At 56.9% G+C, this 12870-nt stretch carries 7 protein-coding genes and 1 tRNA gene; 3 read left to right on the forward strand and 5 right to left on the reverse strand.

Annotated elements, in window-relative coordinates; translation table 11 throughout:
- Positions 1-308: 308 nt before the first annotated feature.
- Positions 309-1412: an ATP-binding protein gene (locus tag FUA23_RS20825; RefSeq protein ID WP_187271165.1), complete on the forward strand. Its 1104-nt coding sequence runs from the start codon at positions 309-311 to the stop codon at positions 1410-1412.
- Positions 1413-1494: 82 nt separating this feature from the next.
- Here the strand turns inward: FUA23_RS20825 and FUA23_RS20830 are convergent, their stop codons facing one another.
- Entirely contained in the window at positions 1495-7119 is a 5625-nt protein-coding gene (locus tag FUA23_RS20830) for a T9SS type B sorting domain-containing protein (RefSeq protein ID WP_147932714.1), read from the reverse strand.
- A gap of 234 nt (positions 7120-7353) precedes the next feature.
- Between FUA23_RS20830 and metF the strand changes: the two genes are divergently transcribed.
- Positions 7354-8316, forward strand: coding sequence for a methylenetetrahydrofolate reductase [NAD(P)H] (metF, locus tag FUA23_RS20835; RefSeq protein WP_147932715.1), 963 nt, complete (start codon positions 7354-7356; stop codon positions 8314-8316).
- A 101-nt stretch (positions 8317-8417) separates the two neighbouring features.
- Here the strand turns inward: metF and FUA23_RS20840 are convergent, their stop codons facing one another.
- From FUA23_RS20840 to FUA23_RS20850, 3 genes are all read right to left on the reverse strand, one after another.
- On the reverse strand, positions 8418-9431 hold the full coding sequence (locus FUA23_RS20840) for an AAA family ATPase (protein WP_246144418.1): 1014 nt from the start codon (positions 9429-9431) through the stop codon (positions 8418-8420).
- A gap of 27 nt (positions 9432-9458) precedes the next feature.
- Positions 9459-10133, reverse strand: coding sequence for a nicotinamide riboside transporter PnuC (gene pnuC, locus FUA23_RS20845; RefSeq protein WP_187271166.1), 675 nt, complete (start codon positions 10131-10133; stop codon positions 9459-9461).
- 158 nt (positions 10134-10291) lie between these two features.
- A tRNA-Met gene (locus FUA23_RS20850) sits at positions 10292-10365 on the reverse strand.
- A 157-nt stretch (positions 10366-10522) separates the two neighbouring features.
- Between FUA23_RS20850 and FUA23_RS20855 the strand changes: the two genes are divergently transcribed.
- Positions 10523-11839 (forward strand): gluconokinase, encoded by a 1317-nt coding sequence (locus FUA23_RS20855; protein ID WP_147932717.1) that lies wholly within the window; start codon positions 10523-10525, stop codon positions 11837-11839.
- 18 nt (positions 11840-11857) lie between these two features.
- On the opposite strand, the gene FUA23_RS20860 is transcribed toward FUA23_RS20855, so the two are convergent.
- On the reverse strand, positions 11858-12799 hold the full coding sequence (locus tag FUA23_RS20860; RefSeq protein WP_147932718.1) for a UbiA prenyltransferase family protein: 942 nt from the start codon (positions 12797-12799) through the stop codon (positions 11858-11860).
- Between the last annotated feature and the right edge of the window lie 71 nt (positions 12800-12870).

The following is a 12870-nucleotide window of genomic DNA, read 5'->3' on the forward strand; positions in this document are numbered from 1 at the left end:
CCGCGCCGCGAAGTCTCCGGCCTCCGGCCTCCGACTTCGCGGCGCGGAACGCGCGCTCGTAGCAAGGCTTCGCCTTGCTAGAGACTATTCATTAACCCAGACACACTTAATTGAACTATCCCTCTACTAATTTCTAACTCCCTAATTCCTAGTTCCCTAAATCTCTAATTCCTAGTTCTCTAACTCCCTAATTTCTAATTCCCTAATTCCTAGTTCTCTAAATCTCTAATTCCTAGTTCTCTAACTCCCTAATTCCTAGTTCTCTAATTCCTAGTTCTCTAAATCTCTAGGTTCTAATCCACCTCCCATTGGCTAAGAAAAAATCTTCTGCTACCCCAACCGTTCTCCGCCCCCACGCGGAAACCGCTTATGCCGCTGAACTGAAGGCGCTTGCCGAACAGGACAAAGGCACCCGGCCCACGGGCTGGAACCTCAGCCCCCGCGCCGTCGTGACTTATCTCCTCGGTGATACCCTGGCCGATGGCACCGAGATCACCACCAAATACTTCGGTGACCGTCGTCTGATTGAAGTGGCGGTCGCCAGCCTCGTTACCGACCGCGCCCTGCTGCTCGTCGGTGTACCCGGAACGGCCAAAACCTGGGTCAGTGAACACCTCGCTGCGGCCATTTCCGGAGATTCTACGCTATTGGTGCAGGGAACCGCCGGCATGAGCGAAGACGCCCTCCGCTACGGCTGGAATTACGCCCGTCTTCTTGCTGAAGGGCCCAGCGAAGCAGCGATGGTTCCCAGCCCCGTAATGACTGGCATGCAAGCCGGTAAGCTCGTTCGCCTCGAAGAACTTACCCGTATCCCGTCGGATGTGCAGGATGCGCTGATTACTATCCTCTCCGAAAAGATTCTCCCGATCCCAGAGTTGAACAAGGAGGTGCAGGCCGTGCGTGGCTTCAACATCATTGCTACGGCCAATGACCGGGATAAGGGCGTCAACGAACTCTCCAGCGCTTTGCGGCGGCGTTTCAATACGGTGGTGTTGCCGCTGCCGGCAACTCTGGAAGAAGAAGTCCGCATTGTCACCGATCGCAGCAGCGCAGCTGCTGCGGGAATGGAACTTCCCCCCGTCAAAAAAGACGTCGCCGCCGAGATCACCCGCCTCGTTACTATTTTCCGGGAGCTCCGTAATGGCCGTACAGAAGACGGCCGCACGCAGGTTAAGTCCCCCAGTTCGACGCTTTCCACGGCAGAAGCAATCTCCGTCGTCAATCAGTCCCGGGCGTTGAGCCATCACTTTGGCTCGGACGACGATGCTCTCCAGCCCGAGCACCTGGCCGCCAGCCTGACCGGAGCCATCGTTAAAGACCGGGGCCAGGACGAACCCGTCTGGCGGGAGTACCTCGAAGTCGTAGTCCGCAACCGCAAAGGCTGGGAAGACCTTTGGGAGGTTTTGAAGTAGCCGCGGCTTCAGCCGCTGGCTTGAAAAAGCAATTTGTCCGAACTCGCCAGTGATTATTTTCTTTTCGTCGCGAAATAGGATATTACCGTAGCAGCACAACATCACCCTTAAATACCTCAACCCTGCCGTCAACAAATTCGACGGTGGCGGAAAAGGCGAAAACTGCCGGATTCATGGGCTCTCCGTTCAGCCGGCCATCCCAGCCGAAGGCAGGGTCGTTGGGGAGAAAATTGGTGCCGTTGAAAACAACCTCTCCCCACCGGTCAAAGACGGAGAAATCCTGGATTTGGTTGATGCGGGTCAGGTTGGCAAACGGAAGGAATACATCGTTTATACCGTCACCGTTTGGTGAGAATCCGGTGGGGAAGTAGACTTCACGAAGGATATCGACGATCACCTGCACGCTGTCGGTTGTGGTGCAACCGTCTGAACTCACCACATCAACAACGTAGGTAGTGGTACGATCAGGAGTAGCGGTAGGGCGCAGGCAGTCCGGACAGTCTAAGTCGAGGTTCGGGGTCCAGTTGATTTGTGTAAGCGAAGAATCGGGGAAGTTGGTCCGGGTATTGAAGAAGTGCGAGTCGCCAAGCGAGATCACCACCGTTGGGTCAATGAAAAGGTCGAGTTCGGGCGGAGAGGGAATGTCGATTTCATCCATCAGTTCGCAGCCGTTGGCGTCCTGAATGACCAGCGGGTAACGTCCGGGCTGCAGGCTGTCGGCCAGTGTCTCGGTCATAAAGCTCGCTCCTCCGTCAATGGAGTACAGGATTGGTTGTGTGCCGCCATCCACCGCCGTAAATTCAATGCTGCCGAAGGGGAAAGTACAGCCCGGAACCGTCCTGTCCGCATCGAAACCGAGAAGCAGATTTTGAACAACGGTAACGTCAGCGACAGTAGCACAACCGTTGGTTTCGTCGGTAACCGTTACGGTGTAGGTGCCACCGCCCTGTACGATCGGTCGGGCCGTATCCTCGCTGTCCAGAATCATCCCGTCGGCCGAAGACCAGGCGTAAGCGAACGGGCCGTTGCCCTCCACCCGGGCTTCCAGCCGGACGGGCTTGGCGTCGCAACCAAGGTCAAAACCCGCGCCGAGGTCGACGATGGGCTCCGCCAGATCCTGAAGTACGATCACCTCCAATGTGCTGGTGCAAAGCGTGCTGGGGTTGCGTACCGTAAGCAGGTAAGAGCCGGGAGCGTCGACTTCGGGCGAAAGGGTATTGCCGCCCGCAACGATATTTCCATCCGTTGTGGACCAACTGATTTCGGGGTTGTTGCCGGCGTTGCTACTATTGGCCGGGATGATTACGGATGAGTTCAGGCAGTTCAGCTGAGCAGGATCGGCGGCGGAGAGGACCGGTAACTGATCGTTGCGCTCCACGGTGGTTCGGGCTTCAGCGGAGCATCCGTTGCGGATGTCGAAGACCGTTAGTACGTAGGTTCCTGCTTCCGTTACGGTTGGTGTTCTGGTGGTTCCGCCGCTCTGGATTATCCCGTCGGTGGTGGTCCAGCGGTAGGTGAAACTTCCTCCTCCGGAGGAGAAGTTGCCGTCGAGCTGGATCGTGTTGTTCCGGCAGGTCAGCATTTCGGGGATACCGATGTTGGCGGTCGGAGGCGTAATGTTTTCCGTTACCAGCACCTGGCTGGAATCGGTGCACCCATTGGTGGGGTTTTGCAGGAAGAGTTGGTAAACACCCGGTTCGTCTACATTAACTTCAAAGCCGTTCGTTGCTCCGGTGATGTTGCCGGTTTCGGTGGTCCACGAAGCGGTGTAGGTAAAGCCGGCAGGGGCAGGACTTGCGCTGATGGTCCGCTCCGTAAATTCACAGTTCAACTCACTGGCGGGTAAGATCATCACTACGGGAGAGGCGGTGTCCTGGGCTACCATTACCTCGTCGGTAGCGGTACAGCCGTTGGCGTCGTCGGTAACGACCAACTCGTAGATGCCAGCCTGGTTAACTTCCAGTGTCGGGCTGGAGGAGATCATTCCGGAGGAACCCTCCGACCAGGCGTAGCTCAAACCGTTCATGGCACCTGCGTCCTCGCCCAAAACGAAAGATGTGTCGGTACAGGTAAGCGTGAGATCGTTCGGCCCAACGTTTACATCGGGTACTTGCTGGTTTGCGCTTACGGTTACCTCCACGCTTGTTTCGCAGCGGTTGACGAGGTTGCGTACGGTAAGTTCATAGGTGCCCGCTGCGTCGATGGTGGGCATCAGGTCGGTCACGTCGCCGACGAAATTTCCGTCGAACGTAGACCAGGTCCAGCCAAATTCCGCGTCGTCGTCTGACTGACTGCCGTCGAGCACCTGACTACTGTCGCGACAAGTGAGTTCTATGGGAGGAGCAATGACGGCTATGGGCCGAACGGTATCTTGCTGTACCGCAATGGTCTCGGTGTTTGTACATCCCGTAGCATTGTTGGTGAGGGTGAGTACGTAGTCGCCGGCAGCGTCCACAACGGGCGCTGAGCCGGCCGCACCGCTCAGGATGTTACCATCCGGCGTGCTCCAGCTGAAGGAGAAGTCGGGGCCGGAGTCTGAATTGCCGGCATCGAGGGTAAGGCTCGTAACCTGACAGTTGAGTTGTGCCGGAGGCACAACATCGATGGTTGGCGTTGCTACGTCGCGGGTAATCGTAAGGTCGTCCGCAGAGGAACACCCGTTGATGGTATCGGTGACGGTGAGCCGGTACGTTCCCGGTTCATCGATGGTTGCCGAAGGCGTGTCTTGCCCGGTCAGGATGTTGCCGTCGGGGGTGGTCCAGGTATAGCGGATGTTGGTGGCGGCGGTACCACCTTCGTTGAGCCGTAAAACGGTGTCGCGGCACGTAAGTAGCGTTGCCGATCCGCTGACGTCCACAACTGGTGCCACGTCGTCGGCGAAAACATTCACACTATCTACTGCGGTGCAGCCGGTGGTGTCGTTGGTGACCGTGAAGTAGTAACGACCGGCGGCACTGACCAGCGGGGCGATCGAATCCTGATCGGCGGCGATCGATCCGTCTGTGGTAGACCAGAGATAGCTGAACCCTGTTCCGCTGGCGGAGGCATTCAGGCGGCTGCTGGTTATGGTGCAATTGAGCGTCAGTGATGGTCCTGCTTCGGCGGGAGGTGCCGCAACATGTTCCTCTACGGTTACGCTGCGCGTGGAGGGGCAGCCATTGGCCGGATCGTTGATGGTGAGTACGTAGGTTCCTGGTGCGTCTACGACGGGGGTGAGACCATCGGTGCCGGATACGAAATTTCCGTCGGTAGTCGTCCAGCTGCGGGTAAAAGCTGGGTCCGTTGCGGACCCGGTCGCGTCGAGGGTCACGGTCTCATCCCGGCAGGTGAGCGTGTCGGGAACCGCGATGCTGATGGCGGGAGCGCTGTTGTCCTGGCTGACTACCACCATGGCCGTGGCGGCACAATTATTGGAGGAATCGACAACCATCAGGAAGTAGGTTCCTGCAGAACCGATGAGGGGTTCCAGGGTGTCCGTTGCACCCACCAGACTGCCGTCGGAGGTAGACCACAGGTAGTTGAAGTCAGTACCCTGGCCGGAGGCAGTGCCGTCAAGACGGGCCGTTGTGGTGCCACAGGTAAGAGTAAAGGGCATTCCTGCGTCCGCGATGGGGGGTGTGGTGTTTTCACCGATGCTGAAAGTGGTATCCCGCTCGCAACCGTTGGCGGTGTTTCTGACCAGGAGTGTGTATTCGCCGGCTCCCTGTACTACGGGCGCAAGGCTGTCGCCACCGCTGACGATGCTGCCACCGTTGGTGGCAGACCAAAGGTAAGTGAGGTCGGTTCCCGTTGAAGTGCCGTTGGCGTTCAGCGTCATTTGGGCGCGGCCGCAGGTGAAGGGTGGGGGACTTTGAAGGGCAATGTCGGGCAAGGCTACGTTAGACGTAACCATAACGGAATCTACCGACGAGCACCCCGAGGATGCGTCCTCAATCAGCAGGAGGTAGGTGCCCGCGGCATCGATGGTTGCGTTGGGGCTGTCTCCTCCGGAGACGATGTTGCCGTCGGCCGTCGTCCAGGTGTAGGTCGCGCCAGCAGGAGCCGTAGAACCGGACCCATTGAGCTGCACCGAGCTGGCTGAGCAGCTCAAAGGTGGCGAAGCTGCGATGCTTGTGGTCACCTCGGGCATGTTCTCGGTCACCGTTACCGAAAGCATTGCCTCACAACCATTGTCGTCGTTCACAACGGTAAGAACGTAAGTGCCCGGTGCGTCTATCAGAGGGTCGAGGCCGTCGGCGTCAGCGAGGATGTTTCCGTCCGCTGTCGTCCAGTTGGCCGTAAAGTTGGCTCCCGTCTCTGAGTCGAAAGCGTCGAGGCGAAAACTCTCCGCACTGTTACAGCTGAACTCCTGAGGGGTTTGGATGTCGAGAACGGGCGGGTTGTCATCTGCGGTCACCACAACGGAGGCAAATTCGGAACAGCCCGTGGTGGTGTTCGTTACTTCTACTTCGTAAAAACCGGGCTGATCGATGAATGCGTGGTAATCGTTGGCGCCTGATATGATGTTGCCGTCGGGCGTCGTCCAGCTGTAAACGATGTCGGGGCCGGTGGAAGAGCCTTCGGCGATGATTTCGCCGGTAGGATCGGCGCAGGTGGGGACGCGGAAGACCGTTGCTCCGGCATCGGTCGGGATTTGATTTTCGCGAACAACGACGAACGCCTGATCGGTACACTGTTGTACCCCGTTATCGTAACGGGTGGTAAGCACGTATACCCCGGCCTGGTTTACGGTAGGAAAGAGGGTATTGCTACCGGAGACGATGTTGCCGTCTACGGTCGTCCATTCGTAGAAGTAAAGTGCTCCCTGGCTGGAGCCCGTTCCGTCGAGTTGAATGTTGGCTGGCATCGTGCAGGGCAGGTCTACGGGGGTAGCGGCCTGGGCTTCCACGTCCACCTCCCGGATAGTCATTTCATCGCTTTGCACGCAAACGGGGCCAAAGAAGAGGTCGTCGATGGCAAAGTCATTGCCACTGGGGGCGGTGTTCTGGTTGGTGATACAAATCTCTGCGGTTGTTGCTGCGCCGGACGTCCAGGTCTCCGAAAAATCCTGCCAGTTACAAACCGATGAGGAGGCCGTGAAGATGTTGCCCAGCGGAACACCGTTTACCGAGAACTGCAACCGGGCCGGGTTCTCAGAAATAACGGACATGAGCCACGCATTGAAAGCGTAGATGGTGTTGGGGAGGACCGTTACGTTTTGGCACCAGATCCGGTCGTCGGCGATGCTGGAACCATTTACGACCAGCATCTGGCCTCCGCCGGTGTGGTCGGTACAGTTGGCAAAGTTGTTGTGCGTGAGGTTACTGTTAGTGGAAACCGCGTACTGACCCTCGTCGGACAGCAAGCCGAAAGCTCCTCCGGTACCGGGGGCGTAATCGGTGGTGAAATCACTATCTCCTCCGGAGAAATCACCGTTGACGATCAGGTTGAGGGTAGGGTCAAATACCTCGGCCGTGAGGGTGTAAGTGATCTCTCCCGAAACCGTCGCTATCGGGTTGAGGATGAAAGGGTCGTTCAGCCCCGTAGTCGGAGACCACGAGAAGCCGGTCACGTTGGGGCCGGTAATGGAACCGTCGAGCTGAACCTGACCTCCACCGGGACAGAAGACAGCATCCGGGCCGGCGTCAACGATCAGGCCGCACTGTGCGGACAACTGAATTGAACAAAAAAGAAGATAGAAGATGGGAGTGTAAGGTACAATTCTCATTATGGAACTATGGGGTCAGGACCCAAGGTACTGCGTTGAAATCTCCTTTAATGGCAGGTGGCAGTCATTTATACCTGTTCAGCGTCATTTTAGCGGCAGAAGCAGACCTGTTCGATGGTTCTGCGCAATTTTTGAAGTCGTAACTTGCTCTGCACCTGCGTGCGCGCCGCCTTCACCGTGACGCTCCCAAAACCTATCTTTGCGGTTCTTTAAAGCTAACTACTCTACAGCATTATGCGCGTAACTGACTATTTCGACCAGGCCAAAGACAAAACCCTCATCAGTTTCGAGGTTCTCCCGCCGCTTAAAGGCGGAAGTATGCAGGCCATCTTCGATACGCTGGATCCGCTCATGGAGTTTAAGCCGCCGTTTATTGATGTAACCTATCACCGCGAAGAATATATTTATAAGAAACGCGCGAGTGGGTACTACGAAAAGTCGAGCATCCGCAAGCGCCCCGGTACTGTCGGCATTTGTGCCGCCATCATGCATCGCTACGGCGTGGACGCCGTGCCCCACCTGCTGTGCGGTGGTTTTACCCGTCAGGATACCGAAAATGCCCTCATCGACCTGGGCTTCCTCGACGTGCAGAATGTACTCGCCCTGCGCGGCGATGCACGCAAATTCGAAGGAAAGTTCATCCCCGAAAAAGAAGGACACCACTATGCTACCGATCTGGTGAAACAGATCGCAGCCATGAATAAGGGCGAGTATATGGATGACCTGACGGACAACAGCGAGGGCTCCCACACCAACTTCTGCATCGGTGTGGCTGGTTACCCCGAAAAGCATTTCGAAGCCCCGAATATGGACATCGACCTGCGTTACCTGAAAGAAAAAATTGATGCCGGAGCGAATTACATCGTCACCCAGATGTTCTTCGACAACCAGAAGTACTTCGATTACGTGGATGCCGTCCGCGCTGCCGGAATCGACGTCCCCATCGTGCCGGGCCTGAAACCCCTCACCAAACTCTACCAGCTCAACTCGATCCCGCGCCTTTTCTACATCGACCTGCCGGACGATCTCGTAAAGGCGATCTCTGCGGCTAAAAACGGAGAAGCCCGCCGCCAGGTAGGCATCGAATGGAGCATCGCACAGAGCAAAGAGCTTAAAGAACGGGGCGTGCCGTGCCTGCATTACTACACCATGGGAGACAGCTCTACCATCCAGGCGATCGCCAAGGCTGTCTTTTAAAATCACCTGATTGGACCCGGTAGGAACGCAAAGCAATTCCATAGAAAGACGCAGAGCGAGCTACCTTGTTTCGAGTGCTGAATTCAAACTCTGGCAACCAGTTACCCCAACACATTCCCGTACTTCTCATAGCCCGCCAGCACTTCCGCCACCCGCGTGATTCTTTCTTCCAGTGTTCCCCGCAGCACGAAGTAGGGAACCCGGCGCTCCGCCAGGTCTCCGATTATTTGTTGCTGGAACCAGTGGCGCTTCTGGTCGCCGGAGCGGTCCCAGGTGTCGGCGTAGGGGATATCCGTGTCGCAGAGAAAGAATAAGTCGTACCGTTTTTCGGCCTCCCGGGCAAAACGGGTCAGGATCGGCCCCGCATCGCTGTGGTAATCGCGGGCGAAGACGTAAGTTGTGATGGGGCAGGTGTCGGAAAACAGGTATTTATTGGCTTGTAACAAAAGGTCGTCTTCCCTGCGGATGTGTTCGGGGGCAATCTCCTCGAATTGCGCGAGGCTGATGCGTCGGTCTACGTGGTTAGCGAGCCAGTATTCGGCGCCATATTCGGGCATCGCAACGGTGTCGAAATGACTGGCAAGGGCTTTGGTCAGGGTACTCTTGCCCGTAGAGGGAGCTCCCATAAGACAGACTTTGACGATGAGGTCGCGGTACACTAAATCCGACAGGTATTCCCGGTTCAGAAACATTTGGGCGCGTACGCGGGTGCCGGAGATGGGGACAAATGAGCGGGCCTCATCGACCCGCCGGTCTACGGCTCCAAGGGCAGTACTAACGTGGTCTCCGTAGAACTCTGAAGAGTAAAAGTGAGTAATCTTCCGACCGTTCAGTTTCTTCAGGATATAATCTTCCTGGATTTTCTTGATCTCCGGCGTATCTCCGTAACCTTCCGGCCCGTCCCAGGCTTCAATGATGGTTACTTCCGGATAAAGTGCCTTGATCCACCCCGCCCGAACCTGAAGCGGAACGGAGGTGACGTCAGTGTGGTAAACCATTACGTAGAGGTGGTCTACTTCGGCGAGCGCCGTTTCGACCATGTGCTGGTGTCCCCGGTGAAAGGGAGCGAATTTGCCGAGGGTAAGTCCGGTTTTCATGGCGGGGGTGTTGTCCATCGTGGGTGTTTTTTTAGCGCGCCGGGTTCAGCTTCCGGTCCTTGCCGAATGCTGAACGGTATCTGGTAATACCCTTGCTTTCCGCGTCCAGGTCACCAGCCCGAATATACTGTTGATCAAATAGATCAGCCAGAGGAAAATCATCATGTCCGCAGCGTAGCCATCCTCGAAATAGCGTAGACTCCACAATGTAACCGTAAGAACATTCAGGGCGACGTACAGCCACCACTGCTCTGCGAACCGCCACATCATCAGCAGGGTCGCCACGATGCTGAGTAGATTGGTCGCAGCGTCCACAAAGGGGGAGTTCTGGCCCGGGATGGCCTGCAGGAGCAGGCCCAGCCCCGCGGTAGCGAGCAACGCCCCCGCCATCAGGTACCAGCGGTGGGCGGCCGTCAGCCGCCGCATTTTCACCGTCCCGTCAGCTTCGTTGTTGCCCCACATGAAATACCCAACGATGCCCGTTGGGAGGTAAAAAAAGAGGTTGAGGCCGGTTTCGCCGAAGAGACCGTTTTGGTAGGCCACCCAGGCGTAGGTGACGCTGCTTACCAGCCCGATCAGGTAGCCAAGGCGTTTGCCTACGGCGATCAGGGAAACACAGGCCACACCGGAAATTACGGTCAGGGAGGTCAACCAGTCCGCTGCGGTCAGGAAGCAGAAGACGGCCGCAAGGAGGGTTAAAAAGGCAGGCCAGTATTTCACCAGGGACACATCGTTTTAAGCTGAGGTCGCCACCACGCAATGGTGAGTGGCAACTCAGCCGCTAAGCAGGCACCACCGAAATGTTCAGGGGCTTTCAAATATACAGGCCTTAACGCAAAAAAGGATTTCGGCTTCGCCGAAATCCTTTTTTAACAATGTAGCGCGAGGGTGACTCGAACACCCGACCTCAGGATTATGAATCCTGCGCTCTAACCGGCTGAGCTACCGCGCCGTTTGGTTAAGCGGCTGCAAAGATAAGTCGGGTTTTCTTTTTGTGCAAGAGAAAGATGGAAATCAGACCACAGAATGCTAAGGCCGGGCACTCAGGCTGACTTCAGGGCTTACATTTTGTTTTCTACACTCTGCGCTCAAAACTCTACCTTGCCGCTATGACGTACAAAATCGGCCTCGACATCGGAACCACCGCCACCAAAGCCTGCGCGTTCAATGGTGCGGGGGAGATGATTGGGATAATCGAACGGGACTACGAGTTGTTGCATCCTGAGCCGGGGGCTGCTGAGCAGCAACCAGCGGCTGTATTTTCTGCGGCAGAAGAAGCCCTGACTGAGTTGGTGAAGCAAACTGAGGGAAAGCCCGCAAGCGTTGGCTTGAGCTGTCCCATGCACAGTCTGCTGCTGCTCGACAAGAATTATGCGCCTTTGGGCAACGTGATTACATGGGCGGATGCGCGGCCGCAGGATGCAATGAAAGGTTTTACGGACCAGGAAGGTTACGACCTGCACGAACTCACCGGAACGCCCGTTCACCCCATGTCTCCGCTGGTGAAACTCTGCTGGCTGGCCAACGGCCAGCCCGGGCAACTGCAAACCGCTACCTATATCTCCGACCTCAAGTCGGCGCTCGTGCTTCGCTGGACGGAAAGCGGCTTCCTCCTCGACGAACAACTCGCCTCCGCAACCGGCCTCATGAATCTGGAAACCAGCCAATGGGCCAGCGTCGCCCTGGAGAAGGCCGGAATCAGAAAAGAACAGTTGCCGCAAATAAAACCGGCAGCAACTAAACTGAAATGGCGGGAATCTGTCGCCAAAAAACTGGGCCTGACCGGTGTGCCACTATACCTCGGCGGTTCCGACGGTGTGCTGGCGAACCTGGGCTCCGGGATTATGGACTGCGGAGACATCGCCCTCAGCATCGGCACCTCCGGCGCTCTGCGTACTACGCACACCAAAGCCCGGATCGATGCCCGACTGGGCCTCTTTAATTACAAAATGAAGGAAGGGCTCTACGTCATCGGCGGCCCCACCAATAACGGCGGGAAGGTGCTGGAATACTGGCAAAACCTGCTCGCCGCCCACTTTGAAGACGTAGGTGCTTTCATCGACGGGGCGGTGTCGGTCGCTTCCGGAGACAGCCCCACGTTTGGTCCCTGGCTCTACGGCGAGCGCGCTCCGCTGTGGGACGCTACGGCCACTGCGTCGCTGACCGGACTGATGGGCCACCACCAACCCGCCCACATCGCCCGCGCCGTCCTGGACGGTGTGACGGACAACCTCATCAACATCCTCCACAACCTGGAAGCGGTTGTAGGGCCGGCAGACCGGATTCTCGGCAGCGGAGGTTTTACTAAATCTCCCGAATGGACGAAGCTGATCGCCGAACGCTCCGGCCGGCAGGTCGTAATTGCCGATGCCGCCCAGGCCAGTGCCTACGGCGCGGCGTTGGTCAGCACCGTTCTTCAGCCTTGAGGCTGAAAAGCAATGCCTTTAACCAAGCCCTGCACCTGCGTCCGCGCCCCAAAAAGAGAGTAGGAGATAAGCAATGGGTGGAGCCAGTAACAAACCATTGACCACCACCGCATACCAGTTTTCTGACCGGCCCTCGTTGGTAAGCCAGGCAACTCCGATTCCAGCTAAATAAGCGCCGATGAGCCCCGCGCGCGTACCGTCTTCGTACCCATAGCTGGAATATACGATGGCCGCGCAACCCATCAGAATCGCCGTAACGAGCCACCGCGTGAGCACCGGATGCGCACCCGCCATCGTCTTCACCGACTGCGAGCGGTCCAGTACCACATCGCGGAAATCGAACAATAAAGCCACGGACATCGTGAAGAGCAAGCGGACAATGTTTTCAGTTCCGAAGGGATATTGAGGAGTTCCTATTCCACCGAATACACAGATGATCCCCTGATTGTCTCTTGCATAGCTCTCCGCGATTAAATCGCTTATCATCTGCACTGGCATTTCCACCGTAACGATCGACCATGCGATGCCAACCCAAAGAACCTTGACGTAGGGTAAATCCCGCAACCGTCGCCAGCCTTTGATGGGCGGCGTGAGGTAAAAAACAGTGATCGGCAAAGCCCAGAGCAAGGAACTCCAAAGGGCATCGATAAAGAACAACCCAATGCCGCCCGCAACAGCCAGGCTGAGCCCGCCGATGAAGAGGCTGGCCTGCGGATGAATCTCCACAATCTCGTACCGCTGGCTCGTCGGCCGTTCGCCCGCCCGTTGCCAGCTCAGGTAGCGGTGCATGGTGTAAACCCCCAACGTAGCACAAAAAACAAACAGCAGCACGGGCCACTCCGACGCCCAGTACGGAGGGCCGTAAACCAGCCTGACAGATAGAAGCGACAGCGCAGTAGCAGCCAGCGCTATCCATACATGACCGTAGAAAACCCAGTTGAAAATGCGGCGAAAAAACATGATGCAAAGGTAAATCAAAACCCGCCGCAGCCCCGGAGGGGCGTCTCACGTTGGGAGGGGTTAAGGTCGAT

The sequence above is a fragment of the Neolewinella aurantiaca genome (assembly GCF_008014675.1).
GTDB classification, from domain to species: Bacteria; Bacteroidota; Bacteroidia; order Chitinophagales; family Saprospiraceae; genus Neolewinella; species Neolewinella aurantiaca.

What these genes read in the sequence shown, in the direction of transcription:
- FUA23_RS20830 (WP_147932714.1), bottom strand. Translation starts at nt 7,119, where the DNA reads ATGAGAATTGTACCTTACACTCCCATCTTCTATCTTCTTTTTTGTTCA.
- metF (WP_147932715.1), top strand. Translation starts at nt 7,354, where the DNA reads ATGCGCGTAACTGACTATTTCGACCAGGCCAAAGACAAAACCCTCATC.
- FUA23_RS20840 (WP_246144418.1), bottom strand. Translation starts at nt 9,431, where the DNA reads ATGGACAACACCCCCGCCATGAAAACCGGACTTACCCTCGGCAAATTC.
- FUA23_RS20855 (WP_147932717.1), top strand. Translation starts at nt 10,523, where the DNA reads ATGACGTACAAAATCGGCCTCGACATCGGAACCACCGCCACCAAAGCC.
- FUA23_RS20860 (WP_147932718.1), bottom strand. Translation starts at nt 12,799, where the DNA reads ATGTTTTTTCGCCGCATTTTCAACTGGGTTTTCTACGGTCATGTATGG.